22 protein-coding genes and 1 tRNA gene are annotated in these 25,504 nt (G+C 65.3%); 21 read left to right on the forward strand and 2 right to left on the reverse strand.

Going from position 1 to position 25,504, the window contains the following annotated elements; translation table 11 throughout:
* Positions 1–22: 22 nt before the first annotated feature.
* From AB8808_RS07615 to AB8808_RS07700, 18 genes are all read left to right on the forward strand, one after another.
* On the forward strand, positions 23–985 hold the full coding sequence (locus AB8808_RS07615) for a PIG-L deacetylase family protein (protein WP_369928151.1): 963 nt from the start codon (positions 23–25) through the stop codon (positions 983–985).
* 34 nt (positions 986–1,019) lie between these two features.
* Entirely contained in the window at positions 1,020–1,379 is a 360-nt protein-coding gene (locus AB8808_RS07620; RefSeq protein WP_036142459.1) for a PilZ domain-containing protein, read from the forward strand.
* A 318-nt stretch (positions 1,380–1,697) separates the two neighbouring features.
* Entirely contained in the window at positions 1,698–2,054 is a 357-nt protein-coding gene (locus tag AB8808_RS07625) for an NADH-quinone oxidoreductase subunit A (RefSeq protein ID WP_036142456.1), read from the forward strand.
* Positions 2,045–2,599 carry a NuoB/complex I 20 kDa subunit family protein gene (locus AB8808_RS07630; protein ID WP_369928154.1) on the forward strand — a complete coding sequence of 185 codons (555 nt, stop codon included), beginning with the start codon at positions 2,045–2,047 and terminating at the stop codon, positions 2,597–2,599. The genes AB8808_RS07625 and AB8808_RS07630 overlap by 10 nt, the downstream gene beginning before the upstream one ends.
* A gap of 15 nt (positions 2,600–2,614) precedes the next feature.
* Entirely contained in the window at positions 2,615–3,343 is a 729-nt protein-coding gene (locus AB8808_RS07635; protein ID WP_369928156.1) for an NADH-quinone oxidoreductase subunit C, read from the forward strand.
* Positions 3,344–3,370: 27 nt separating this feature from the next.
* The gene (locus tag AB8808_RS07640) at positions 3,371–4,600 is read left to right on the forward strand and encodes an NADH-quinone oxidoreductase subunit D (protein WP_285401204.1); all 1,230 of its coding nucleotides are present in this window, start codon (positions 3,371–3,373) and stop codon (positions 4,598–4,600) included.
* A gap of 21 nt (positions 4,601–4,621) precedes the next feature.
* A complete protein-coding gene (gene nuoE, locus AB8808_RS07645) occupies positions 4,622–5,149 on the forward strand; it encodes an NADH-quinone oxidoreductase subunit NuoE (protein ID WP_369928159.1) in 528 nt (175 codons plus the stop codon).
* A gap of 10 nt (positions 5,150–5,159) precedes the next feature.
* Positions 5,160–6,503 carry an NADH-quinone oxidoreductase subunit NuoF gene (gene nuoF / locus AB8808_RS07650; protein ID WP_369928161.1) on the forward strand — a complete coding sequence of 448 codons (1,344 nt, stop codon included), beginning with the start codon at positions 5,160–5,162 and terminating at the stop codon, positions 6,501–6,503.
* The gene (nuoG, locus tag AB8808_RS07655; RefSeq protein WP_369928163.1) at positions 6,500–8,812 is read left to right on the forward strand and encodes an NADH-quinone oxidoreductase subunit NuoG; all 2,313 of its coding nucleotides are present in this window, start codon (positions 6,500–6,502) and stop codon (positions 8,810–8,812) included. The genes nuoF and nuoG overlap by 4 nt, the downstream gene beginning before the upstream one ends.
* Before the next feature lie 3 nt (positions 8,813–8,815).
* Positions 8,816–9,838, forward strand: coding sequence for an NADH-quinone oxidoreductase subunit NuoH (nuoH, locus tag AB8808_RS07660; RefSeq protein WP_285400869.1), 1,023 nt, complete (start codon positions 8,816–8,818; stop codon positions 9,836–9,838).
* Between the two features lie 5 nt (positions 9,839–9,843).
* The gene (gene nuoI / locus AB8808_RS07665) at positions 9,844–10,335 is read left to right on the forward strand and encodes an NADH-quinone oxidoreductase subunit NuoI (RefSeq protein WP_036112213.1); all 492 of its coding nucleotides are present in this window, start codon (positions 9,844–9,846) and stop codon (positions 10,333–10,335) included.
* Positions 10,336–10,356: 21 nt separating this feature from the next.
* Positions 10,357–11,022, forward strand: a complete 666-nt coding sequence (locus AB8808_RS07670) for an NADH-quinone oxidoreductase subunit J (protein ID WP_369928166.1) — start codon at positions 10,357–10,359, stop codon at positions 11,020–11,022.
* On the forward strand, positions 11,019–11,324 hold the full coding sequence (gene nuoK / locus AB8808_RS07675; protein ID WP_036112219.1) for an NADH-quinone oxidoreductase subunit NuoK: 306 nt from the start codon (positions 11,019–11,021) through the stop codon (positions 11,322–11,324). Before AB8808_RS07670 ends, nuoK begins: the two co-directional genes overlap by 4 nt.
* Positions 11,325–11,328: 4 nt before the next feature.
* Positions 11,329–13,413, forward strand: a complete 2,085-nt coding sequence (nuoL, locus tag AB8808_RS07680) for an NADH-quinone oxidoreductase subunit L (protein ID WP_369928169.1) — start codon at positions 11,329–11,331, stop codon at positions 13,411–13,413.
* A gap of 14 nt (positions 13,414–13,427) precedes the next feature.
* A complete protein-coding gene (locus AB8808_RS07685; protein ID WP_369928171.1) occupies positions 13,428–14,939 on the forward strand; it encodes an NADH-quinone oxidoreductase subunit M in 1,512 nt (503 codons plus the stop codon).
* Between the two features lie 13 nt (positions 14,940–14,952).
* On the forward strand, positions 14,953–16,413 hold the full coding sequence (nuoN, locus tag AB8808_RS07690; protein WP_369928173.1) for an NADH-quinone oxidoreductase subunit NuoN: 1,461 nt from the start codon (positions 14,953–14,955) through the stop codon (positions 16,411–16,413).
* Between the two features lie 440 nt (positions 16,414–16,853).
* Positions 16,854–16,930, forward strand: a tRNA-Met gene (locus AB8808_RS07695).
* 95 nt (positions 16,931–17,025) lie between these two features.
* Positions 17,026–17,268, forward strand: a complete 243-nt coding sequence (locus AB8808_RS07700) for a hypothetical protein (RefSeq protein WP_369928175.1) — start codon at positions 17,026–17,028, stop codon at positions 17,266–17,268.
* Positions 17,269–17,882: 614 nt separating this feature from the next.
* On the opposite strand, the gene AB8808_RS07705 is transcribed toward AB8808_RS07700, so the two are convergent.
* The gene (locus tag AB8808_RS07705; RefSeq protein WP_506193247.1) at positions 17,883–18,989 is read right to left on the reverse strand and encodes an MFS transporter; all 1,107 of its coding nucleotides are present in this window, start codon (positions 18,987–18,989) and stop codon (positions 17,883–17,885) included.
* A gap of 487 nt (positions 18,990–19,476) precedes the next feature.
* On the opposite strand from AB8808_RS07705, the gene AB8808_RS07710 reads away from it, so the two are divergent.
* On the forward strand, positions 19,477–20,259 hold the full coding sequence (locus AB8808_RS07710) for a hypothetical protein (RefSeq protein ID WP_051938903.1): 783 nt from the start codon (positions 19,477–19,479) through the stop codon (positions 20,257–20,259).
* A gap of 88 nt (positions 20,260–20,347) precedes the next feature.
* Here the strand turns inward: AB8808_RS07710 and AB8808_RS07715 are convergent, their stop codons facing one another.
* Positions 20,348–22,198, reverse strand: a complete 1,851-nt coding sequence (locus AB8808_RS07715; protein WP_369928179.1) for a glycoside hydrolase family 35 protein — start codon at positions 22,196–22,198, stop codon at positions 20,348–20,350.
* Between the two features lie 137 nt (positions 22,199–22,335).
* Between AB8808_RS07715 and AB8808_RS07720 the strand changes: the two genes are divergently transcribed.
* On the forward strand, positions 22,336–22,806 hold the full coding sequence (locus tag AB8808_RS07720) for an antitoxin Xre/MbcA/ParS toxin-binding domain-containing protein (RefSeq protein ID WP_369928181.1): 471 nt from the start codon (positions 22,336–22,338) through the stop codon (positions 22,804–22,806).
* Positions 22,807–23,187: 381 nt separating this feature from the next.
* Positions 23,188–25,455: a protease pro-enzyme activation domain-containing protein gene (locus AB8808_RS07725; RefSeq protein WP_369928183.1), complete on the forward strand. Its 2,268-nt coding sequence runs from the start codon at positions 23,188–23,190 to the stop codon at positions 25,453–25,455.
* The last annotated feature ends 49 nt before the right edge of the window (positions 25,456–25,504 follow it).

Consider the following 25,504-nt stretch of genomic DNA (forward strand, 5'->3'; position numbering starts at 1 on the left):
AATGATGTGCAAGGAATCCGCTTTGTATCGCGACCCCGTCATCGACGGCGGCACCCGCCTGCTCGTCGTCGCCCCGCATCCGGACGACGAGTCGCTGGCTGCCGGCATGCTCATCCAGCGCACCCTGGCCCAGGGTGGCCGCGCCGACGTCCTGCTGCTGACCGATGGCGACGACAACCCCTGGCCCCAGCGCTGGCTGGAGCGCCGCGTGATCATCGATGCGGCGGCCCGCCGCCGCTGGGGCGCACGCCGCCGCCGCGAGGTTGCCGGCGCGCTGGGTCGGCTGGGCGTCCCGCCCGACCAGCTGCACGCGTTGGGCTGGCACGACATGCAGGTCACCGACGAGCTGCGCCTGCGGCACGCGACGGCCCTGGCCTCCGTCAAGCGGGTGATCGAGCGCGTGCGCCCCACGCTGGTGGTCATTCCCGATCTGGGCGACGCGCATCCGGACCATGGCTCCGCCCATGTGTTGGCGCGCCTGGCCCTGGCGGCCGCCGGCTCGACGGCCGATATCCTCACTTATATGGTGCACGGTATCGAGCGCAGCGCGCCGGACGACCTGATCGTTCCCGACCTGGATGCCGAGCGCCAGGCGACCAAGCTGGCCGCCGTGCTGGAGCACGAGACGCAGGTGGCTCTGAGTCGCAAGCGCATGCTCGGCGTGGCGTCGCGCCCCGAGCGCTTCGACCGCCCGGCCGCGGCGCCGGGCACGGGGCTGCTGCCCTTGCCGTGGCATCCGGGCGTGCTGGCACGCCGCCGGCTGCGCATCGTGCTGGCCGACGGGCAGGGCGTGGTGACATGGCCATGGCGCAAGGCGCCCGTTGAACTCGTGGACGGCGGATGGCAACTGCGCCTGCGCGACGCGCCCGGCCCGGCCTTCGTCAAGCTCACCGCCGACCTGGCCACGCCGTGGATCTACGACCATTACGGCTGGGCCTGCGAGGCGCCGGAGCCCGCCGGGCTTGTAGCCCGGCCGGTCGGCTAGCTAGGATGGCCCTCAATACGGGGAAATCGCTTGCATGAACGCCACCGCCTCATCGCCGCGTCAGGGCATCCTTTCGCTGAAGATCAAGGACGTCAACGCGCTGTACATCGCGTACATGCCCTTCCTGAAGACCGGCGGGCTGTTCGCGCCCACCGCCCAGCGCTACGGCCTGGGCGATGAAGTGGCCCTGCTGGTCACCCTGATCGACGAGAACGAGCGCCTTTCGGTCGCGGGCAAGGTGGTCTGGATCACGCCGGTGGGTGCCCAGGGCAACCGTACCGCTGGCGTCGGCATCCAGTTCAGCGAATCGCCGGAGAGCGAGGCCGCCCGCCAGCGGATCGAGGCCCTGCTCGCCGGCAGCCTGGCCTCCGAGCGCCCCACGCAGACGATGTGACCGGGCGCGCCGTCCGAAGCCCCGTGCAGGCGGCGTGACGGCAAAATGCCGCGAATGCGTCGCGACTACCGCTTTTCCGCCTTGCGGCGATGTTTTTCCCGCATTAAGGCTTGTAGGTATACCTGCACGCACTGGTACAATAGTCCGGTTCCCCAACGTGAGATTGTGGATATCCGGAGTCGTTGGCGCGCCCATCGCGTCGACACGGATCGGCCCGTTTGGATCGATTCGAAAAAAGCTTCGGCGACCCTAGCCGGACCGCTCGTCCCCGTCGACGGTCACTGATGCGCCCAGTGAGGCGCGGAGGTACGCAGCATCGTGCTTGCCCAATATTGGCCCGTCCTGTTGTTCATCGGCGTCGCCGTCGGCCTGGGCGTCGTGCTCATGACGCTCGGCATGCTCGCCGGCCCGCGTCGTCCCGATGCCGAGAAGCTCTCGCCCTACGAGTGCGGCTTCGAGGCCTTCGAAGACGCGCGCATGAAGTTCGACGTGCGCTATTACCTCATCGCCATCCTCTTCATCATCTTCGATCTCGAAATCGCCTTCCTGTTTCCGTGGGCGGTGGTGTTCGACAAGATCGGCCTGATCGCCCTGGTCGAGATGGCGCTGTTCCTCGCGCTGCTCGTCGTCGGCTTCGCTTACGTCTGGAAGAAGGGAGCGCTCGAATGGGAGTGATGACCACCATCGACCGGGTGATGCACAACCCGGCGCCGCTCAACCTCGTCGACGACATCCTGCGTCCCAACGGCGACGCGCCGGTGGCCAACCGCGGTTTCGGCGTGACCAGCATCGACGCACTGATGAACTGGGCGCGCACCGGCTCCATGTGGCCGATGACCTTCGGCCTGGCCTGCTGCGCGGTCGAGATGATGCACGCGGGTGCCGCGCGCCTCGACCTCGACCGCTTCGGCGTCGTGTTCCGTCCCAGCCCGCGCCAGTCCGACGTCATGATCGTGGCCGGTACGCTGGTCAACAAGATGGCCCCGGCGCTGCGCAAGGTCTACGACCAGATGCCCGAGCCGAAGTGGGTCATCTCGATGGGTTCCTGCGCCAACGGCGGCGGGTACTACCACTATTCGTATTCGGTGGTGCGCGGCTGCGATCGCGTCGTGCCGGTGGACATCTACGTGCCGGGTTGCCCGCCGACGGCCGAAGCGCTGATCCACGGCATCCTGCAGCTGCAGAAAAAGATCCGCCGCACCCACACGATCGCGCGCTGAACAGGGCTTTCGAACATGAGCGTTACTAACGAGACCTCGCTGGTCGAACGCCTCGCCGCGCGTTTCGGCGACATGCTGACGGTGAAGGTCGAGCGCAACGAGGTCACCGCCGAGGTGTCCCCGCGCGACCTGACCGCCGTCGCCACGGCGCTGCGCGACGAGACCGGCTTCCGCTTCACCATCATCATCGACGTGTGTGGCGTGGATTACCTCAGCTACGGCCAGACCGAGTGGGATACCGACACCGCGCACGGCGAAAGCTTCTCGCGCGGCGTCGAAGGCCAGGGCGCGGGCCGCTTCACCTGGGCGGAACGTCCGCGCCAGGTCGAGCAGCCGCGTCGCTACGCCGCCGTCATCCACCTGTTGTCGATCGAGCTGAACCAGCGCATCCGCCTGCGCGCGTTCTGCGAGGACGACGCGTTCCCGGTGGTGCCGTCGATCACGCCGATCTTCCCCGGCGCCGACTGGTTCGAGCGCGAAACCTTCGACCTGTTCGGCATCATCTTCGACGGCCACCCCGACCTGCGCCGCATCCTCACGGACTATGGCTTCGTCGGTCACCCGTTCCGCAAGGATTTCCCGCTCATCGGCAATGTCGAGGTCCGCTACGACCCCGAGCAGAAGCGTGTCGTCTACGAACCGGTCTCGATCGAGCCGCGCGTGCTGGTGCCGCGCACGATCCGCAACGATGCCGACCTCGATCAGGCCAGGGCGGAATCCGCCGATCACTGGCGGGAGAACTAAGCCGTGGAAGAAATTCGCAATTACACGATGAACTTCGGCCCGCAGCATCCCGCTGCGCACGGCGTGCTGCGCCTGGTGCTGGAGATGGACGGCGAAACCATCGTGCGCGCCGATCCGCACATCGGCCTGCTGCACCGTGGTACGGAAAAACTGGCCGAGTCCAAGCCGTTCAACCAGTCCATCGGTTACATGGATCGCCTCGACTACGTGTCGATGATGTGCAACGAGCACGCCTACGTGCGCGCCATCGAGAACCTGATGGGGATCGAGGCGCCGGTGCGTGCGCAGTACATCCGCACCATGTTCGACGAGATCACCCGCATCCTCAACCACCTCATGTGGGTGGGTTCGAACGCGCTCGACCTGGGCGCCATGGCCGTGTTCCTCTACGCGTTCCGTGAGCGCGAGGAACTGATGGACGTGTACGAGGCGGTGTCGGGCGCGCGCATGCACGCCACGTACTACCGCCCCGGCGGCGTCTACCGCGACCTGCCCGAGCAGATGTCGAAGTACCGCGAGTCACCCTGGCACAAGGGTGGCGACCTGAAGCGCCTGAACGCCTGGCGCGAAGGCTCGATGCTGGACTACCTCACGGAGTTCACCAACGACTTCCCGGCGCGCGTGGACGAATACGAATCGCTGCTGACCAACAACCGTATCTGGAAGCAGCGTACGGTGGGCATCGGCGTCATTCCGCCCGAGAAGGCCCAGGCCTGGGGCATGACCGGCGCGATGCTGCGCGGTTCGGGTATCGCCTGGGACCTGCGCAAGAAGCAGCCGTACGCCGCCTATGCGGACATGGATTTCGATATCCCGGTGGGCGTCAACGGCGACTGCTACGACCGTTACCTGGTCCGCGTCGAGGAGATGCGCCAGTCCAACGCGATCATCAAGCAGTGCGTGGCCTGGCTCAAGGCCAACCCCGGTCCGGTGATGGTGCAGAACTACAAGGTCGCACCGCCCAGCCGTGAAGAAATGAAGAACGACATGGAAGCGCTCATCCATCACTTCAAACTCTTCACCGAAGGCTACGGCGTACCCGCCGGCGAAACCTACGCCGCGGTCGAGGCGCCCAAGGGCGAATTCGGCTGCTACCTCGTGTCCGACGGTGCGAACAAGCCCTTCCGCGTGCACCTGCGCGCGCCCGGCTTCGCGCACCTGTCTTCCATGGACGCGATCGTGAGGGGCCACATGCTCGCCGACGTCGTCGCGATGATTGGCACCTACGATCTCGTCTTCGGCGAAGTCGACCGCTAAGTCGACGGAGTGAACTGAATCATGAAAGCCACCGGTCATTTCGAGCAGGTCAAGGACGTCGATCCCCTTGCCGTGCTCAACGATCACACCCGTCAGCACATCGACCACTGGGTGTCCAAGTTTCCGCCCGACCGCAAGCGTTCGGCCCTCATCCAGTCGCTGATGGCGGCGCAGGAACAGAACGTCGGTTACCTCAACGACGAACTGATCACCGCGGTCGCCAGGTACCTCGACCTGCCGCCCATCTGGGCCTACGAGGTCGCCAGCTTCTACTCGATGTTCGAGACCTCGCCGGTCGGCCGCAACAACGTCGCCATCTGCACGAACATCTCGTGCTGGCTGAACGGGGCCGAGGGCCTCGTGCGCCACTGCGAGAAGAAACTGGGCATCAGGACGGGCGAAAGCACCGCCGACGGTCGCGTCTACCTCAAGCAGGAAGAGGAATGCCTGGCCGCGTGTGCCGGTGCGCCGATGATGGTGGTCAATGGTCATTACCACGAGAAGCTGACGACCGAATCGGTCGACGCGATCCTCGACGGTCTGAAGTGAGGTAAGGGCAATGGCTAGCACCACTGGTCCGGTCGGACCCGCACCGCAGGAACACCAGGTCGTCTACACCACGTTGCATTTCGAGAAGCCCTGGGCGCTCGACAGCTACGAGAAGATGGACGGCTACAAGGCATGGCGCAAGATCCTGGCCGAGAAGCCGGACCCCGCCGCGCTGATCGAGGAAATCAAGAAAAGCGCGCTGCGCGGTCGCGGCGGCGCCGGCTTCCCCACGGGCCTGAAGTGGTCCTTCATGCCGCGCACGGCACCCGGCCAGAAGTACATCCTGTGCAACTCGGACGAATCCGAGCCGGGCACCTGCAAGGACCGTGACATCCTGCGCTTCAACCCGCATGCCGTCATCGAAGGCCTGGCGATCGCCTGCTACTGCACCGGCTCCACGGTGGCCTACAACTACCTGCGCGGCGAGTTCCACCACGAGCCGTTCGAGCACATCGAGGAAGCCCTGGCCGAAGCCTATGCGGCCGGCCTGCTGGGCAAGGACATCGACGGCACCGGCATCGACGTGGACATCTACAACGCGCTGGGCGCGGGCGCGTACATCTGCGGCGAAGAAACCGCGCTGATGGAATCGCTGGAAGGCAAGAAGGGCCAGCCGCGCTTCAAGCCGCCGTTCCCGGCCGGCTTCGGCCTGTACGGTCGGCCCACCACGATCAACAACACCGAGACCTACGCCTCGGTGCCGGCCATCCTGCGCAACGGCGCGGAGTGGTTCCTCAACATCGGCAAGCCGAACAACGGCGGTCCCAAGATCTTCTCGGTGTCCGGCCATGTCGCCAAGCCGGGCAACTTCGAGATCCGGCTGGGCACGCCGTTCGCCGACCTGCTGCAGATGGCCGGCGGCATGCGCGAAGGCCGCACGCTCAAGGCGTGCATCCCGGGCGGCTCCTCGATGAAGGTGCTGCCGGCCGAGAAGATCATGGAATGCACCATGGACTACGACTCGCTGCAGAAGGCGGGTTCGGGCCTGGGCTCCGGCGCGGTCATCGTGATGGACGACACCACCTGCATGGTGCGCGCCTGCCATCGCATCTCGCGCTTCTACATGGCCGAGTCGTGCGGCCAGTGCACCCCGTGCCGCGAAGGCACCGGCTGGATGCACCGCGTGCTGTCGCGCATCGTGGACGGCAAGGGCACGGAAGACGACCTGCACCGCCTCAAGGCCATCGCGGGCCAGATCGAAGGTCACACCATCTGCGCGTTCGGCGAAGCCGCGGCGTGGCCGGTGCAGGGCTTCCTGTTCCACTTCTGGCACGAATTCGAATACTACGTGACGCATGGCCGGTCGATCGTCGACGGCCCCGCCGGCACGGTCACCACTGGAGTCGCTGCATGAGTGCGCAGCCCGTAGCCAATGCCGCGCCGGATCTCGTCAATGTCGAGATCGACGGCGTACCGGTGCAGGTAGCCAAGGGGTCGATGATCATCCAGGCGGCGGATGCCGTCGGTATCGCCATCCCGCGCTTCTGCTACCACCGCAAGCTTCCGATCGCCGCCAACTGCCGTATGTGCCTGGTGGAAATCGAGAAGATGCCCAAGCCGGCACCGGCCTGCGCCACGCCGGTGGGCGAGGGCATGAAGGTGTTCACGCGCTCGGACAAGGCGCTGAAGTCGCAGCGCAACGTGATGGAATTCCTGCTGATCAACCATCCGCTGGACTGCCCGATCTGCGACCAGGGCGGCGAGTGCGAACTGCAGGACGTCTCGCTGGGCTACGGCCGTTCGGTCTCGCGCTATACCGAGCGCAAGCGCACGGTGGCCGACGAGAACATCGGGCCGCTGATCGCCACCGAGATGACCCGCTGCATCCAGTGCACGCGCTGCGTCCGCTTCACCAGCGAGATCGCCGGCACGTACGAACTGGGTGGCATGAGCCGCGGTGAAAACCTCGAGATCGGCACCTACATCGGCAAGACCATCGAGAGCGAGCTGTCGGGCAACATCATCGACGTCTGCCCGGTGGGCGCGCTGACCAACAAGCCGTTCCAGTTCCAGGCACGCGCCTGGGAGCTGATCGCCCGCCCATCGGTGGCCTACCACGACGCGCTCGGCTCCAACCTGTGGCTGCATGCGCGCCGCGGCGAAGTGCTGCGCACGGTGCCGCGCGACAACGAAACGATCAACGAGTGCTGGCTGTCCGACCGCGACCGCTACAGCCACCAGGGCCTGTACGCCGCCGATCGCGTGAAGACGCCGATGGTCAAGCGCAACGGGCAGTGGGCCGCCACCACGTGGGACGACGCCCTGGCCGTGGCCGCCGAGTCGCTGAAGAGCGTCTCCGGTGCCGACCTCGGCGTGCTGGTGCACGGCGCCACGTCGAACGAAGAAGGCGAGCTGATCGTCCGCCTCGCGCGCGGCCTGGGCAGTGCCCATGTGGATCACCGCCTGCGCCAGCTCGACTTCGCCGACAACGCGTTCGCGCGGCCGTTCGCCTCGCCGATCGCCTCGATCGACAAGGTGAAGGCGGCGCTGCTGGTCGGCTCCGACCTGCGCCACGAAGTGCCGCTGCTGAACCATCGCCTGCGCCAGGCGGTGAAGAAGGGGGCCAAGGTGTATGCGGTCAACCCCGCACACTTCAACTTCAACTACCCGCTGGCCGGCGAGTCGGTGGCCGCGCCGCATGCGCTGGTCGACGAGCTGCTGGTGCTGGCCAAGGCCGCCGGCGAGCACAGCGCCACGGTGCCGGACGCCCTGGCCTCCGCGCTGAACGGCGTCGAGACCACCGACGCCCATCGCGACGCGTTCAAGGCACTGGGTGACCAGGCCATCGTGATCTTCGGGCAAGCCGCGGTCACCCATCCGGAAGCCTCGTGGTTGCGTGCCATCGCGCGCTTCATCGCCCAGGCAGCCGGCGCGGCGTTCAACGAGATCCCGGTCGGCGCCAACGCTCTGGGCCTTTCGTCCGTGGGCGTGCTGCCCGGTTCGGGCGGTCTCGATGCACGCGGCATGCTGGCCCAGGCTCGCAAGGGTTACATCCTTTACAACGTCGAGCCGCCGCACGACTTCGCCGACGGTGCGCTCGCGCAGCAGGCGATGCATTCGGCGCAGACCGTGGTGGCCTTCGCGGCCTATGCCAGCGAGGCGTTGAAGGACTCGGCCGATGTGATCCTGCCGATCGGCCTCACGCCCGAGATCGACGCGACCCTGGTCAATGTCGAAGGCACGGCCCAGACCGTGGTCGCGGGCGCCAAGGCTCCCGGCGACGCCCGTCCGGGCTGGAAGGTGCTGCGTGCACTGGGCGGCCTGCTGAACGTGCCCGGCTTCGAGTTCGAAGACCTCGCCGGTCTTCGCGAGGGTGTGACCGAGCGCGCGACCGACCTCCGTCAGGTGCTCGCCCCGCGTACCTCGGGTGTCACGCTGTCGCGCCTGGCCACCACGCCGATCTACCGCGGCGACGCGGTTCTGCGTCGCGCCGGTGCACTGAACGCGCATCCGCTCAACCGCCCCGCGGCCCTCCGCATCGGTGCGGACGAGGCGGGCAGGCTGGGTCTTGCCGATGGCGCCAACGCGCGCATCGGCGACAGCGTGCTGCCCGTGGTGTTCGACGAGGCGGTGCCGGCCGGTGCCGTCTGGATCGAAGCCGCGCATTCCGAAACCGCCATGCTGCCCCCGTACGGCGCGGCCATCACCGTGAGCAAGGCATAACCCATGGCCGATCAACTCTTCGACCACCTGTTGCTGCCGATCCTCTACATCCTGGCGATCGTGCTGCCGCTGGTCATCGGCGTCGCACTCTTCGTCTGGTGGGAGCGCAAGGTGCTGGGCTGGATGCACGTCCGCATGGGGCCCAACAAGGTCGGCCCCGCGGGCCTGCTGCAGGCCTTCGCCGACGTGGTGAAGCTGCTCCTGAAGGAAGTCATCCTTCCGACCAACGCCAACCGGGCGCTGTATTACCTGGCCCCGCTGCTGGCCCTGGTGCCGGCACTGGCCGCCTGGGCCGTGGTGCCGTTCGGTCCTGAAGTGGTGCTGGCCAACGTCAACGCTGGCGTGCTGTACCTGCTTGCGATGACCTCGATGGGCGTCTACGGCATCATCCTCGCCGGCTGGTCGTCCAACTCGCGTTACGCGATGCTCGGTGCCATGCGCGCGGCGGCCCAGGTCATCTCCTACGAGCTGGCCATGGGCATGTCGATCGTCTGCGTGCTGGTGCTGACGGGCAGCCTCAACCTGTCCGCCATCGTCAACGCGCAGTCGGGCAACTTCTTCACCTGGTACTGGCTGCCGCTGCTGCCGGTGTTCGTCATCTACTTCGTTTCGGGTGTCGCGGAAACCAACCGCGCGCCGTTCGACGTGGCCGAAGGCGAATCCGAGATCGTCGCGGGTTTCCACGTCGAATACTCCGGCTCGCCGTTCGCGCTGTTCTTCCTGGCCGAGTACGCCAACATGATCCTGGTCAGCTTCCTGACCTCGATCTTCTTCATGGGTGGCTGGCTGTCGCCGTTCCCGGAATCCTGGGGCCTGCTGGGCCACGGCGGTTTCCACTGGCTGTTCATCAAGGCCTTCTTCTTCGCCTTCCTGTTCCTGTGGTTCCGCGCCAGCTTCCCGCGCTACCGCTACGACCAGATCATGCGTCTCGGCTGGAAGGTCTTCATCCCCATCACCATCGTCTGGGTCCTCGTTGCCGGCTGCATGAAATATTTCGGCTGGGTCCACCTCGGCACGGGAGCCTGATCGCCATGACCCGCGTTATCCATTACCTCAAGAGCCTGCTGCTGCTCGAGCTGTTCGCCGGCATGGGCCTGACCATGCGTTACATGTTCAGCCCGAAGTACACCATGCGCTACCCGTTCGAGCACATTCCCAAGTCCAACCGCTTCCGCGGCCTGCATGCGCTGCGTCGCTACGCCAACGGCGAAGAGCGCTGCATCGCCTGCAAGCTGTGCGAGGCGGTGTGCCCGGCGCTGGCGATCACCATCGACTCGGCCCCGCGCCCGGAAGACGGCCAGCGTCGCACCACGCGCTACGACATCGACCTGTTCAAGTGCATCTTCTGCGGTTTCTGCGAAGAGAGCTGCCCGGTCGATTCCATCGTGGAGACGCACGTGCACGAGTACCACTTCGAACATCGCGGCGAGAACGTGGTCACCAAGGGCCAGCTGCTGGCCATCGGCGACCGCTTCGAGCAGGACATCGCTGCCGCCCGCGCGCAAGACGCGGCTTACCGCTGAGGCGCCCGGAGAAATCACGCGATGAATACCGATCTGCTCCAACTCATCTGTTTCTACCTGTTCGCGGGTATCGCCGTCATCGGCGCGCTGATGGTCATCAGCGTGAAGAACTCGGTGCATGCCGTGCTCTCGCTGGTGCTGACCTTCTTCAGCATGGCCTGCGTGTGGCTGCTGGCCGAGGCCGAGTTCCTGGCCATCGCCCTGGTGGTGGTCTACGTCGGCGCGGTCATGGTGCTGTTCCTGTTCGTGGTCATGATGCTGGACATCAAGCAGGAGGTGGTCCGCGAGGGCTTCATCCGCTACCTGCCGGTGGGCATCATCGTGGCGCTGGTCATGCTGGTGGAGATGCTGGCGATGATCGGCGTGAAGGCCATGCACGCGCACACGCTCGGTCCCAACCCGGCCGGCGAGTCCAACGTGGCCTGGCTGGGCCAGGCGCTCTATACCGACTTCCTGCTCCCGTTCGAGATCGCCGCACTGATCCTCACCGTGGGTGTGGTGGCCGCCGTGGCCCTGACCCTGCGCCAGCGCCTGGGTGTCCGTCACCAGACCGCGTCGCAGCAGGTGGCCGTGCACGCCACCGACCGCGTCCGCGTGGTGAAGGTGGCCACCGAAACGATGGCTTCCGTCAGCCCGGCGCCCGCACCGGCCCCGGTGGTCGACCCGACGCAGGAGAACGCCAAGTGATCACGCTTTCCCATTACATCGTCCTCGGCGCGATCCTCTTCTGTATCGCGGTCGCCGGACTCTTCATCAACCGCAAGAACGTGATCGTGCTGCTCATGGCGATCGAGCTGATGCTCCTGGCGGTGAACACCAACTTCGTGGCTTTCTCGCGCTTCTTCGGCGACGTCGGCGGCCAGGTCTTCGTGTTCTTCATCCTCACCGTGGCCGCGGCGGAATCCGCCATCGGCCTGGCGATCCTGGTCCTGCTGTTCCGTAACCGCAGCACGATCAATGTCGCCGAAATCGACAGCATGAAGGGTTGATCCGATGAGTCTCTCGCTTTCAATCCTGCTGACGATCGCACTGGCACCGCTGGTGGGGTCGATCCTGGCCGGCCTGTTCGGACGGATGATCGGCCGGGCAGGGGCGCACACCGCGACCATCCTCGGTGTCGGCATCTCGTGCGCCCTCTCGTTCTACGTCCTGTACCAGCTGGTGTTCGCCGGTGCGCAGAACTTCAACCAGGACATCTACACCTGGTTCGAGATCGGCAAGTATCACGCCTCGGTCGGCTTCATGGTCGATCGCCTCACCGCCATGATGATGGTGGTGGTGACCTTCGTGTCGCTGCTGGTGCACCTGTACACCATCGGCTACATGGAAGAAGACCCGGGCTATACGCGCTTCTTCAGCTACATCTCCCTGTTCACCTTCTCGATGCTGATGCTCGTCATGAGCAACAACTTCATGCAGCTGTTCTTCGGCTGGGAAGCGGTGGGCCTGGTGTCGTACCTGCTGATCGGCTTCTGGTACAAGCGCCCCACGGCGATCTTCGCCAACCTCAAGGCGTTCCTGGTCAACCGCGTGGGCGACTTCGGTTTCCTGCTGGGTATCTCGGCCATCCTGTACTTCATGGGTACGCTGGACTACCAGACCGCCTTCGACCACGCCCCGGAGCTGGTCGGCAAGACGCTGCAGATCACGCAGAACCATGCGTGGGACGCCGCCACGGTGATCGGCATCCTGCTGTTCATCGGTGCCATGGGCAAGTCGGCCCAGGTGCCGCTGCACGTGTGGCTGCCGGACTCGATGGAAGGTCCCACGCCCATCTCCGCGCTGATCCATGCGGCGACGATGGTCACGGCGGGCATCTTCATGGTCGCGCGCATGTCGCCGATCTTCGAGCTGACCGAAGGCGCGCTGTCGTTCATCCTGGTGATCGGTTCGACCACGGCCTTCTTCACCGGCCTGATCGGCATCGTGCAGAACGACATCAAGCGCGTCATCGCGTATTCCACGCTGTCGCAGCTGGGCTACATGACCGTGGCGCTGGGCGTGTCCGCCTATAGCGGCGCCGTGTTTCACCTGATGACGCACGCCTTCTTCAAGGCGCTGCTGTTCCTGGGTGCGGGCTCGGTCATCATGGGCATGCACCACGAGCAGGACATGCGTTACATGGGTGGCCTGCGCAAGTACATGCCGGTGACCTGGATCACGATGTGGATCGGCTCGCTGGCCCTGGCCGGCACGCCGTTCTTCTCGGGTTTCTACTCGAAGGACGCGATCATCGAGGCCGTCGGCGAGTCGCATCGCTGGGGTGCCGGCTACGCCTACTTCTGCGTGATGGGTGGCGTGTTCGTCACCTCGCTCTACAGCTTCCGCCTGCTCTACATGACCTTCCACGGCAAGGAGCGCTTCACCGTCGCGCACCATGCCCACGGTCATGCCGCGCACGGTCACGATGCCCATGCCGTCCACCACGACGATGCGCATCATGACGACGCGCACCACGACGACGACCACGGTCACCATACGCCGGGGGTCCTCGAGCACGCGCCGCACGAATCGCCGTGGGTCGTCACCGTCCCGCTGGTGCTGCTGGCCATCCCGTCCATCCTGATCGGCTTCTTCACCGTCGGTCCGATGCTGTTCGGCGACTGGTTCGGCAAGGCGATTCACGTGAACGAGGCCAACAACGTGCTGGGCGAGCTCGCGCACGAGTTCCACGGCGCGCTGGCCGCCGGCCTGCATGGCTTCACGCAGCCGCCGTTCTGGATCGCGGCGGCGGGCTTCATCGTCGCCACCTACGTCTACCTGTTCAACCCGTCGATCGCCGACAAGGCGAAGAGCGCGCTGAAGCCGGTGTTCAACCTGCTCGACCACAAGTACTGGATCGATGAACTCTACTTCGCGGTGTTCGCGAAGGGCGGCGTGAAGCTGGGCGAAGGCCTGTCGAAGGTGGGCGATACCGCCATCATCGACGGTGCCATCGTCAACGGCTCGGCCGGCCTCGTGCAGCGCATCGCGAGCGGCGCCCGTCGTCTGCAATCCGGATTCCTCTTCCACTACGCGTTCGCCATGATCCTCGGTCTTATCCTGCTTCTCGGCGGGTACTGGCTGATCGGGCAATAAGGGAAACGAGCTCTATGTCGAATCACTTGCTCAGCCTGCTGATCTGGCTTCCGGTCGTCGGCGCCATCCCGGTGCTGTTGGCCGGTTCCGGTCGCCCAGGCCTCGCCCGCTGGATCTCCCTGCTGGTGGCGGTTGCCACGTTCGCCGCCAGCCTGGCCCTCCTGTCTGCCTACGACGCCGCCACGGGTACGATGCAGCTCAACGAAACGCTGAGCTGGATTCCCTCGCTCGGCATCAACTACTCGCTGGCCGTGGACGGTATCTCCGTCGCGCTCATCGTGCTGACCACCTTCACCCAGATCCTGGTGATCGTGGGTGCCTGGGAAGTCATCCAGAACAAGCCGCACCAGTACATGGCGGCCATGCTGATCCTCGAAGGCCTGATGATCGGCGTGTTCTGCGCGACGGACGCGTTGCTGTTCTACGTGTTCTTCGAAGCCATGCTGATCCCGATGTTCATCCTCATCGGTGTCTGGGGTGGCCCGCGTCGCGTCTACGCCACGCTGAAGTTCTTCATCTACACGTTCTTCGGCTCGATCTTCATGCTGGTCGGCCTGATTTACCTGTACCACAAGACCGGCGGCAGCTTCGCGCTGTCGGACATGGCCAACGTGCACCTGACGCTGACCGAGCAGAGCTGGCTGTTCTTCGCCTTCCTGCTGGGCTTCGCGATCAAGGTGCCGATGGTGCCGGTGCATACGTGGCTGCCGGACGCCCACGTCGAGGCGCCCACCGGCGGCTCGGTGGTGCTGGCGGCGGTGATGCTGAAGATCGGTGGCTACGGTTTCCTCCGTTTCAGCCTGCCGATCGTGCCGGACGCTTCGCACCACTTCGCCTGGCTGGTCATCGTGCTCAGCCTGATCGCGGTCTGCTACATCGGCTACATCGCGCTGGTGCAGCAGGACATGAAGAAGCTGGTGGCGTACTCGTCCATCGCGCACATGGGTTTCGTCACCCTGGGTATCTTCATCGCCTTCCTGCTGGTGCGTGACTCGGACAATGTCGAGGCGGCACGCCTGGGCATGCAGGGCGCCATGGTCCAGATGATTTCGCACGGCTTCATTTCCGGCGCGATGTTCAGCTGCATCGGCGTGCTGTACGACCGCATGCATACCCGACAGATCAAGGACTACGGCGGCGTCATCAACGTGATGCCGATCTTCGCCCCGTTCTACGTGCTGTTCGCCATGGCCAACAGCGGCCTGCCCGGCACCAGCGGGTTCGTCGGCGAGTTCATGGTCATCCTGGCTTCGTTCAGTGCCAACCCGTGGATCGCGTTGTTCGCCGCGTTCACCCTGATCATCGGCGCGGCGTACACGCTGTGGATGGTCAAGCGCGTCCTCTGGGGCGACATCAAGAACAAGCACGTCGCGGAACTGACGGACGTCAACGGTCGCGAGATCTTCATGCTGAGCGCATTCGCCGCCGGCGTGCTGGTCTTCGGTATCTGGCCGGAGCCGCTGGTCCACCTGATGGATGCCTCGGTTGCTCGGATCGTCGAGCAGCTGGCCATCACCAAAGTCTGAGCGGGAACTATCCATGCCTGGTATCAACGACATCCTGATCCTGCTCCCCGAGGTTTACCTCGTGCTGGCGGCCTGCGTGCTCCTGCTCCTGGATGCCTGGCTCGTGCCGGCGCAGAAGGGCGCGGTGCACTGGCTTTCCATCCTCGTCCTCGTGATCGGCGCGTACCTCGTCGTCAGCGGCCAGCCGGACGGCACCGTCACCGCTTTCGGTGGCATGTTCGTCCGCGACGGCGTGGCCGAGGTGCTGAAGCTGTTCTCGCTGCTGATCACCGCGGTGATCTTCGTCTACGCACGGCCGTACCTGCGCGAGCGGGCCATCCCGTTCGGTGAGTTCTACACGCTGACCCTGTTCGCCACCGTCGGCACGATGTTCCTGGTCTCGGCCGGCAGCATGGTGACCGTGTACCTCGGCCTCGAACTGCTGACGCTCTCGTCGTATGCCCTGGTCGCGCTCAACCGCGACTCGCAGCTGTCGTCGGAAGCGGCCATCAAGTACTTCGTGCTGGGTGCGCTGGCCTCGGGCATGCTGCTGTACGGCATGTCGATGATCTACGGCGCCACCCACAGCCTCGACCTGCACACGATCCACGCGGCCATCGTCGGCACCGAATGGAAGACGCTGCTGCTGTTCGGCCTGGTCTTCATGATCGTCGGCATCGGCTTCAAGCTGGGCGCCGCGCCGTTCCACATGTGGATTCCGGACGTCTACCAGGGTTCGCCCACCGCCGTGACCATCTTCATCGGTTCGGCGCAGAAGCTGGCGGCGTTCGGCATGGCCTATCGCCTGCTGTCCACCGGCATGGGCGATGCCGCCGGCGGGGCCACCGGCCTGGCGCCGCAGTGGCAGATGATGCTGGCCACGCTGGCCGTGCTGTCGCTGGCCATCGGTAACCTGGTCGCCATCGTGCAGACCAACCTCAAGCGCCTGCTGGCCTATTCGACCATCTCGCACATGGGCTACCTGCTGCTGGGCCTGGTCAATGCCAGCCCGGAAGGCTACTCGGCCTCCATGTTCTATGCGGTGAGCTACGCGCTGACCAGCGCCGCGGCGTTCGGCATGATCCTGGTGCTGTCGCGGTCGGGCTTCGAGTGCGAGGAGATCGACGACCTGCGCGGCCTCAACCAGCGCTCGCCGTGGTTCGCCTTCCTCATGCTGCTGGTGATGTTTTCGCTGGCCGGCGTGCCGCCGCTGTTCGGCTTCTTCGGCAAGCTGCTGGTGCTGAAGGCGGCCGTGGACGCGGGCTTCCTCTGGCTGGCGCTGGTCGGTGCCGTGTTCGCCATCGTCGGCCTGTACTACTACCTGCGCGTGGTGAAGGTGATGTACTTCGACGCCCCGCTGGAAGGCACCGACGTGCGTGCCCGTGCCGACGCGCCGGCACGCTGGGTGCTGTCGATCAACGCCCTCGCGCTGCTGGTCCTGGGCTTCACCTGGGCACCGCTGCTGGCCTGGTGCCAGAAGGCCTTCGCCGGCTGATCGGGCAGGGCGGTTTGCAGTGAAAAAAAGCGCCGGTCTCCGGCGCTTTTTTTTGGAACGACGCCGGGGCGTGGGGTGATGTGGAGCATTGGGGGTAGGAGCGCACGATGTGCGCGATCCCTCGACATGGCAACAGCGACGGAAGCCATGCATGGCTTCCGTGCAGGCGTTTCCGGACGCCGGGGAAAACACATACCGGACGCACGGAACCGCCTTGGATCCATGGGGCGCATGGCTTCATTCGCGACATATGGGTTTGGGGTTCGCGCACATCGTGCGCTCCTACCGACCTTGTGTGGTGTGGCCCGAATATCCCGCGTTGCGCGCGCCACGAGGTCGCGTTTTGCGTCGTGTCATGGTCCGCCGCGCATCTTTTTCACACGAATGTAAAAAAGGGGCTTGCAAGAAACCGGCCACATCCATATACTTGCTGACTCTGATGCGGGGTGGAGCAGTCTGGCAGCTCGTCGGGCTCATAACCCGAAGGTCGTAGGTTCGAATCCTACCCCCGCTACCAGTTTTAAATGAAACGGCGCGATCTCTACCGGGATCGCGCCGTTTTCTTTTGTGGCGTTTGTTATGCAACGCCCGCCGCAGCGCCATAATGGCCGCATGTCCCTGCATGCCATCGTTGCCGCCAACTTTACGACCGTCGCCGTCGGCGTGTTGATCGTGGTGGTCTCGTTCAACCGGCTGTTGCACCTGATCTGGCCGTTCGCGCTGGTGATGCCTTTGATACCGACGTTCGCAGTAGCGTATTCCGGGTATCCCGATGGCGTGTACCTGTGGAGCTACCTTCCGATCGGTCTGGCCATCTATGCAAGACGCCGTATCGGTACGTTTCCGCGAGGGTAGGAACCCGGCGTCTAGCGTAAAACAGCATCTCGTATGCGAGAAGTTGTAGGGAGGTGCGCTCAACGGCAGCACCAGCGCGCTCCAGAAGATGTCGAGCGCCGCGAACATCAATAGCGCCAGCACCCCGCGCACTTGCAGCACTTTTTCCTGGCGTAGCGGTGTCAGCATGGAGGCGATCAGGCGCGAATAGCGCATCGGATTCGACACGGCGGGCAAGCGGAGCAGTCGCCGCCACAACGGTACCGCGATCAGCAGCATGAGTACGGCAGCGCAGATATACGCACCGCGCCAGCCTGCCAGGTCACTGACGCCACCGGCGAACACCCGTGCCAACAGCAGGCCGATGAACACACCGCTGCCTCAGGCCAACGATGGCTCCGTGCTGCTGCCCGCGGCCACTAAAGTGCGCAAAGTGACGTAACAGGCGCGCGCGCGTAGGAGCCCACGATGTGGGCGAATGGCGATGGCGTTGGTGTGCGGCGGGTTTATCGCCCACATCGTGGGCCCCCACGTGACGGGTGGCGTGGGCATAAACAAAGCGGCGCACGCGGTGACTCATCGAGAGGCTCCCGTGCGGGAGCCTCTTCGTTTTGATCAGCGAGCGGGGCACGGCATCACGATGCTCGTTTCGTCGTGATGGCTGCCGCCAGCCCGGCGGCCGCGAACGCCGTTACCGCCATCCCGCCGAGCCAGGGCAGCGATGCCGACAACGCGAACAGCGCTATGCCGGTCGTCGGCCCTAGCGTGTCCTTGATGTCGTTCGTCACCGAAACGGCCGCCATGTAGGTCGCCCGGTTCGCATCGGTCGCCATCGCATTGACCGCGGAGGGAATCAGCGGCGCGAACAACATCTCGGCCAGCGAAAAGCCGGTCATCGCCACGACCGTGGCGGGCAGCCCGGGTGATACCAGCAAGGCGACGAATGCCACGACCAGTACCGCGCCACTGCCGAGAACCAACTTGGCTTCAGACACGTTCCGGGTGAGGCGTGTGAGGGGGACCTGCAGCGCGACGATCAGCAAGGCGCCGTAGGTGAACAGATGACCGACGCCCGAGGGCGTGAGGGTGTGCCCGGCACTCGCGTAAAGGGGGAGCACGGCCTCGATCCAGCTGCCCGACATCTCCAGCAGGATGACCCACAGGAGAAGGCTGGCTAGCCTGCGATCGCGCAGGGCAGGCAGCAACGAGGAAAGGCCCTCTTCCTCGTCGTCGTCATCGTTGGCAGTGCTGCTCAGGCGACGTGTTTCAGGCATCATGCAGGCGACCAGCGCGGCGCACGCAAGCAGCGCGACTGCGGAAGCGAGGAAAACGGAACCGAGCGAATGCAACACGAGGATCGCTCCGACGGCCGGGCCAGCCGCGCGGCCAAGGTTCGACAAGGTGCGTGCCAGGGCGAAATGCAACCGCGTCCGCTCGCCAGGGATCGTATCGGCGATCACCGTCGCGATCGTGGGATGCAGCACGCTTTCGCAGACGCCGATCAGCAACAGTACACACGCTGCCTGAAGCACGCCATGCGACAGGTACAGCAAGGCAAAGCCGATGCCGACGCCCAGCGTCGAACACAACAGGACGGGGCGCCGGCCTTTGCGATCGGCGATACCGCCGATCAACGGCGTTGCGAGGATTTCGCCGCCGGCATAACAGCCGAACAAGGCACCGATCCAGCCGACCGGAATGCCGGCGTCCTTCTGTGCCCACAGCGCGAAGAACGGCAGCATGGCGCCGTCGGCGAAACCCACCAGCAGGAAGAGGAGCAGGGCGATGGACGCCGGCTGCCTGAGAAACGGAAGGAACGAGGCGTTCCCTGTAAAGCTACGAGTAAACATGTCCACGACGCACTCTCCGCGCAGCGAACAGCCGTCCCAAAGGGGATGCGGACTGTCCAGGATGCGCGTTGGCTGACGTAAACGCTTACGGCCCCCTGATGGGGGCTGGGTGAGGTTAGCACCGTTCCCAGGCATAAAAAAAGCGGCGCACGAGGCGCCGCTTGAAGATCACTGCCCAGGGGGAGCGGACAGTGATGTGGCACGGGGCGCGCTGTGCGGGTAGCACGGCGCTTGCTGGACAAGATAGCGGGCACGCGGGCGCTCGTCTGTCAGTGTTCGCCTACACGAATCCGGTAACCGGCCTGGATCCAAGGGCGGCTTGCGCCCGGCGTTCTTCCATGAATACTCTCCGCCATCAAGGACTCAGGATGGGGACGACATGGCTCGGATGATGCGTTGGATGAGCGCAGCGCTACTGGCGCTATGCATGGTGGGATGCAATCAGGATGCGCTGGTCGCAAAGTTCGCGCCTCACCCGCAGTCTGAAATCGCCAAGAAGGCGCTGGACGACTGGCACGCAGGACGCAACGACGCACTGCGCGCCGAGATGGACCCGGCCTTGCGCGATCAGGCGAGCGACGGTGCCCTGACGCGGATGACAGATCAGCTGCCTAAAGGCGAGCCCGATCAGAGCAAGCTGGTCGGGTCGAAATTCTTCTCGCAGGATGGGCAGACTCGCTACGACATCACGTACGAGTACCGATTCGCCGATCGGCGCATGCTCGGCACGGCGACGCTGATGACCCGCGACGGCAAGACGTCGGTGATCGGGCTGCATGCGTGGATGATATCGGCTGAGCAGGAGCAGGCCGGCACCTTCACGTTGACGGGGAAGGGTCCCGCGCAACTCGCGATGCTGTTTCTCGCCATTGCGGTTCCGGTGTTCTGCCTGGCCGTTTTCGTCATCTGTGTGCGCACGCCGAAATTTCGCTGGAAGCGGACCTGGGCCTTCTTCACCCTGCTCGGCGTGGTGACGCTTCGGATGAATTGGGCCACCGGTCATATCCGTCTCGACCCGCTGTCTTTCCAGCTATTCGGTGCATCTGTCCTCAAAGACGGCTACAACCCCTGGGTCATCGGAGTCTCGTTTCCCCTGGGCGCCGTGTTGTTCCTGTGGCGGCGCAGGCGATTGCCGCCCCCGGTACCCACCGAAGCCGTGTGATAAACGAGCCATGACATGAATAGGCGCGACCGCTATGCGCCAGGAACGCACGGATGAGCGGTCGAGTCGGCTTCGCCAAGAAACGCGCTCACGGTGCCGGTTTGGTCGAAAAAACCGGATTCGCCATCCCGGCGAGGCTATGCGAGCCGCTGCCCTGCATCTCGAGCACGACCACGTCGTTCTTGCCTTTGCGCAGCCACGCCGCTGGCACGTACAGCGACTGCTGAGGCCCGATCTCCCAGAACCGGCCAAGGTGATGACCGTTGATCCACACGTTGCCCTTGTGCCATCCGCGCATGTCGAGGAAGGTGCCGGCCATGGTCGGCACATCCAGCGTGCCGTGCCAGAACGCGGGGCCAACGGGTGTGTCTCCCGTCTTGTAGGCGAGGCCTGAGAGGTCGTCCAGCGGTAGCGGGTAGGTGGTCCACTGGGCGAGGCCCTCGCCGCCGGCCTGCACGGACAGGGTGATGCCCTTGGTGTCGTCTTCCATGCCCGTGCCGATGTTGATCCGGCCCATGTTTTCCACCACGACGTCGAGCGTGTCGCCGGCATGCAGGTCGACGGGCAGGGCGTGTTCGTCCTTGCGACGGTCGAGCGTGCCGATGGGGCGCCCGTCGACGAGCAGCGTGGCGTAATCGCGCACGTCGGCCACGTCGAGCTTGCCTTGCGCAGCGCTGTCGAGCTTCTTTCGGTAGACGATCAGGCCGTAATTCTGGCCGAAGGTTTCCATGCCCTGCGGCGTGACGGTGGTACGGGGATGCGGAGACAGGGTCGGCAAGGCGTCGAGCAACCCGATCGACTCGCGTAACTCGACGCGCGCCACCGCCGTGGTCGGCGACGATGCCGGCGGTGCGGGAAGTCGCTCGCCCTTGGGCAGGTGGGCCGCGATCACGTTGCGCAGGGCCGCGTATTTCGGTGTCAGCCGGCCGGCTTCGTCGATGGGCGAGTCGTAGTCGTAGCTGGTGGTGACGGGCAGGTAATGGCCATCGTCGTTGTTCGCCCCGTTCATCCAGCCGAAGTTGGTGCCGCCGTCCACCATGTAGAGGTTGAACGAGATGTCGTGGTCGAGCATCCAGCCGACCGCGCCGGTTACCTCATCACTGCTGCGTGTGTTGTGTTTCTCGCCCCAGCGGTCGTACCAGCCGCTCCAGTATTCGCCGGCCATCTTCGGCATGCCTTGCATCGACGTGGCCGATCGCGCGAACGCGCGTTGCGTCTTGCCCGCATCGCCGGTGAAGTTGATGACGGAAAGCATGCCGGGCAAGGTGCCGCGGCTCATCCACGTGGGGCCGGGGCCGTTGGACATGAAGAACGGTACGTCGAAACCCGCATCGAGCATCTGCTGGCGGATCGCTTTCATATAGTCGACGTCGTTGCCGACGTAGCCGTACTCGTTTTCGACCTGCATCATCAGGATGGGACCGCCGTGGGTGGCTTGCAGCGGCGCCAGTTCCTTGCCGAGGCGCTTGAACCAGGCGGCGCTGGCCGCGAGGAAGCGCGGGTCGTACGAGCGCACGCGCAGGCCGGGCGTGCGCAGCAGCCACGCGGGAAAACCGCCGAACTCCCACTCGGCGCAAACGAACGGACCGGGACGGACGATGACGTTGAGCCCTTCTTCCTGCGCCGTGCGCACGAAGGTGGCGATGTCGTTGTCGCCGGTGAAATCGAAGTGGCCCGGCTCCGGTTCGCTCACGTTCCAGAACGCGTATGTGGTGATCGTATTGAGGCCCATGGCCCGTGCCTTGCGCAGGCGGTCGCGCCAGTCGGCGTGTGGAATGCGTGGGTAATGCATTTCGCCGGAACGGATGACGTAGGGCTTGCCGTCGAGCAGGAACTGCCCGTCTTGCACGGTGAAATGGGCCGGTGTGGCCGAAGCGGCGAAGGGCAACAGGCCGGCGGCGGCCAGGCAGGTGGAAAGCAGCAAGGGAAGAGGCTTCACGCGGTGCTCCGGCAGGGCTGTCGTTCGACGTTACACACGGCGGTCTCGTCATCGCAAGGGCCAACCGGTCGTCGATCTCAAGGCTGCGCCCGGCCGTCATGGCACGTTGGCAGACCCTTGGCCATCCGGACCACGTCATGGCATCTCCCAGGCGCCGCAAGCGCGTATCGCCGGTGTATGCCGAACTGGCATGCGCCACGCCGCTCGAGCGTATCGAGATGATCCGTCGCGGCTTGCCACCGTCCTTGATCCTGGAGCTGGCCTGCGACCTGCGCCTCAGCGAAGACAACCTGATGGTGTACCTGGGCCTGGTACGGGCCGGTGTCCGCCAGAAGCTTGTCGACGAGGAACGACTGACACCGCAGGAGTCCGATCGGGTGATGGCACTGGCCTTGCTCCTCGGCGACACGCTGCGCGGGCACGACGCGGCCATCGAGGTATCGGCCGATGCGCAAATGGCCGCCGCGGCGTGGCTGGGCAAGTGGCTGCGCTCGCCGCATACCGAACTGGAACACCGGGCACCCCTGCAATTCATGGATATCGCCCACGGCAGGGCGCTTGTGGCGAGCCTGCTGGTGCGGGCTCGTGGTGCTCGTCGTCCGGTCTGATATAGCGAAATGCGCGTTTTCGGCAAGAACGCAAGATCGTACGAGGGCGTCGCCCGCCCCGCCCACCTTCGTCGCCAAACCCTGCCGTTCGCCCATGCCTGCCCAAGGCGCATTTTTGTGATGTTCGTCTCGCGACATCTCGCCGCCGTCGTAGAAACACGTCCATTGAAAGCCTGATGAAAGCTTCCGGTTCCATGGCTGTAACAGACAGGGGGAAGAACTGGCGGAAGGGTGGGGGCTTCGCGATTTCCTGCGGTTTTCAAGGCTTCAAGGCAGGGAGTCCGACGTGCCAGGGGGCGACAGGTTCGCTTCGACTCAGGACGCCGATGTGTCGGGCCACCGTTTCCGGTGGGCCACTTACGGGCAGACGAAGGATCATCCATGAAGATCGACGCTTTTGGTTTTGGGGCAACGCGCAAGACGGCTTTGACGGTGGCTATCGCCCTGGCGATGTCCTCCCTTTCCGCGCACGCGGATGACGCCTGGGTCAGTACGCATACGCAGGCGGCCATGTCGCAGTCCGCCGGCACGCAGGCCCTCGTGGCCACCAGCAGCACGTCGGCCGCGCCGACCGGCGGCTACGTGCTGAACATGACCGGCTCACCGCGGATCGAAGGCGCCGCCGTCACCGCGATGGCCGCGGACCATCCGCTGCATGTCGAGGTCGCGCTCAAGCTGCGCAACCCCGATCAGCTGCAGACGTTCCTTGCCGGCGTGACCACGCCGGGCAATGCCCTGTTCGGCCAGTTCCTCACGCCGGCGCAGTTCACCGAGCGCTTCGGACCCACGCAGGCCCAGGTCGATGCCGTGGTGGCCCATCTGCGGCAGGCCGGATTCTCCAATATCGAGGTGTCGTCCAACCGCTTGCTGGTATCCGCCGACGGTAACGCCGGCGCGGCGACCAACGGCTTCCGCACCTCGATCAAGCGCTTTACCGCGAACGGTCGCGAGTTCTTCGCCAACGACGCCCCAGCCCTGGTACCCGCCGCGCTCGGCGACAGCGTCAACGCCGTGCTCGGCCTGCAGAACGTGTCCGTGAAGCACACGCTGCACCATGTCTACCATCCGGAGAACGTGGTCGTTCCCGGGCCGAACATGCGCACCCAGGCCGCCGCCGCGGTCGCCGCGCACAAGCCCCAGGATTTCGCCGCGATCTACGGTGCCGGCAGCATGCCCGCAGCGACGAACACGGCGGTCGGCATCATCACCTGGGGTTCGATCACCCAGACCGTCACCGACCTGAATACCTTCACTACGGGCGCGGGCCTGTCCAAGGTCAACGCGACGATCACCAAGGTCGGCAGCGGCACCTTCGCCAACGACGCGGACTCCAACGGCGAGTGGGCGCTGGACAGCCAGGACATCGTCGGCATGGCCGGTGGCGTCAAGCAGCTGATCTTCTACACCTCGGCCAACGGCGACTCGAGCTCGTCCGGCATCACGGATGCGGGCATCACCGCCAGCTACAACCGTGCCGTGACCGACAACATCGCCAAGCTGATCAACGTGTCGCTCGGCGAAGACGAAACCGCCGCCCAGCAGTCCGGTACGCAGTCCGCGGACGATGCGATCTTCCAGCAGGCCGTGGCGCAGGGACAGACCTTCTCGATCGCCGCGGGCGATGCGGGCGTGTACCAGTGGTCGACCGATCCCAGCTCGGGTGCGCCGGGTTACGTGGCCAATTCCGCCGGCACCGTGAAGATCGACCTGACCCATTACTCGGTCAGCGAGCCGGCCAGTTCCCCGTACGTCATCCAGGTGGGCGGCACGCAGCTGTCCACCAGCGGCACGACGTGGTCGGGTGAAACGGTGTGGAACGAAGGGCTGTCGGACACCGGCAGCGGCAACCTGCGCCTGTGGGCCACGGGCGGCGGCACCAGCCTCTACGAGACGGCACCGTCGTGGCAGTCGTCGGTGTCCAGCTCCAGCAAGCGCGTGGGCCCGGACGTGTCCTTCGACGCGGCGTCCGCGTCCGGTGCGCTGATCGTCGTCAACGGCTCGACCGAGCAGGTGGGCGGCACCAGCCTGGCGTCCCCGCTGTTCGTCGGAGCGTTCGCGCGTATCGAATCGGCGGCGAACAACGGCATCGGCTTTCCGGCGTCCAAGTTCTACCAGGCGTTCCCGACCCAGACCTCGCTGCTCCATGACGTCACCTCCGGCAACAACGGCTACCAGGGCCATGGCTTCGTGGCGGGCACCGGCTTCGACGAGGCCACCGGTTTCGGCAGCTTCGACGTGGGCAAGCTCAACACGTATGCCCAGGCCAACTGGGTCAGCGGCAGCACCGGTGGTGGTGGCACGGGCGGCGGCGGCACGGGTGGCGGCACCTCGAACGGCAATACGCTGCAGAACGGCGTGGCGGCGACGGGCCTGTCCGCGGCGAAGGGCGCCAAGCTGAACTACACCGTGGCCATTCCGGCGGGCGCGAAGAACCTCAAGGTGTCGATCTCGGGTGGCACGGGTGATGCGGACCTGTACCTCAAGGCCGGCTCGGCGCCGACCACCTCCAGCTACGACTGCCGCCCGTATGTCACGGGCAACACCGAAAGCTGCTCCGTGGCGTCGCCACAGGCCGGCACCTACTACGTCATGCTGAACGCCTATGCCGCGTTCTCGGGCGTATCGCTGACGGCTTCGTGGACCAACTGATCCGGAGTTGAGGATCGACCGGGCGTCCCTCCGCGAGGAGGGGCGCCTT

The organism is Xanthomonas sp. NCPPB 2632, from assembly GCF_041228075.2.
Lineage (GTDB): Bacteria > Pseudomonadota > Gammaproteobacteria > Xanthomonadales > Rhodanobacteraceae > Luteibacter.

What these genes read in the sequence shown, in the direction of transcription:
- AB8808_RS07620 (WP_036142459.1), top strand. Translation starts at nt 1,020, where the DNA reads ATGAACGCCACCGCCTCATCGCCGCGTCAGGGCATCCTTTCGCTGAAG.
- AB8808_RS07630 (WP_369928154.1), top strand. Translation starts at nt 2,045, where the DNA reads ATGGGAGTGATGACCACCATCGACCGGGTGATGCACAACCCGGCGCCG.
- AB8808_RS07635 (WP_369928156.1), top strand. Translation starts at nt 2,615, where the DNA reads ATGAGCGTTACTAACGAGACCTCGCTGGTCGAACGCCTCGCCGCGCGT.
- AB8808_RS07640 (WP_285401204.1), top strand. Translation starts at nt 3,371, where the DNA reads ATGAACTTCGGCCCGCAGCATCCCGCTGCGCACGGCGTGCTGCGCCTG.
- nuoE (WP_369928159.1), top strand. Translation starts at nt 4,622, where the DNA reads ATGAAAGCCACCGGTCATTTCGAGCAGGTCAAGGACGTCGATCCCCTT.
- nuoF (WP_369928161.1), top strand. Translation starts at nt 5,160, where the DNA reads ATGGCTAGCACCACTGGTCCGGTCGGACCCGCACCGCAGGAACACCAG.
- nuoG (WP_369928163.1), top strand. Translation starts at nt 6,500, where the DNA reads ATGAGTGCGCAGCCCGTAGCCAATGCCGCGCCGGATCTCGTCAATGTC.
- nuoH (WP_285400869.1), top strand. Translation starts at nt 8,816, where the DNA reads ATGGCCGATCAACTCTTCGACCACCTGTTGCTGCCGATCCTCTACATC.
- nuoI (WP_036112213.1), top strand. Translation starts at nt 9,844, where the DNA reads ATGACCCGCGTTATCCATTACCTCAAGAGCCTGCTGCTGCTCGAGCTG.
- AB8808_RS07670 (WP_369928166.1), top strand. Translation starts at nt 10,357, where the DNA reads ATGAATACCGATCTGCTCCAACTCATCTGTTTCTACCTGTTCGCGGGT.
- nuoL (WP_369928169.1), top strand. Translation starts at nt 11,329, where the DNA reads ATGAGTCTCTCGCTTTCAATCCTGCTGACGATCGCACTGGCACCGCTG.
- AB8808_RS07685 (WP_369928171.1), top strand. Translation starts at nt 13,428, where the DNA reads ATGTCGAATCACTTGCTCAGCCTGCTGATCTGGCTTCCGGTCGTCGGC.
- nuoN (WP_369928173.1), top strand. Translation starts at nt 14,953, where the DNA reads ATGCCTGGTATCAACGACATCCTGATCCTGCTCCCCGAGGTTTACCTC.
- AB8808_RS07700 (WP_369928175.1), top strand. Translation starts at nt 17,026, where the DNA reads ATGTCCCTGCATGCCATCGTTGCCGCCAACTTTACGACCGTCGCCGTC.
- AB8808_RS07705 (WP_506193247.1), bottom strand. Translation starts at nt 18,989, where the DNA reads ATGCTGCCGTTCTTCGCGCTGTGGGCACAGAAGGACGCCGGCATTCCG.
- AB8808_RS07710 (WP_051938903.1), top strand. Translation starts at nt 19,477, where the DNA reads ATGGCTCGGATGATGCGTTGGATGAGCGCAGCGCTACTGGCGCTATGC.
- AB8808_RS07720 (WP_369928181.1), top strand. Translation starts at nt 22,336, where the DNA reads ATGGCATCTCCCAGGCGCCGCAAGCGCGTATCGCCGGTGTATGCCGAA.
- AB8808_RS07725 (WP_369928183.1), top strand. Translation starts at nt 23,188, where the DNA reads ATGAAGATCGACGCTTTTGGTTTTGGGGCAACGCGCAAGACGGCTTTG.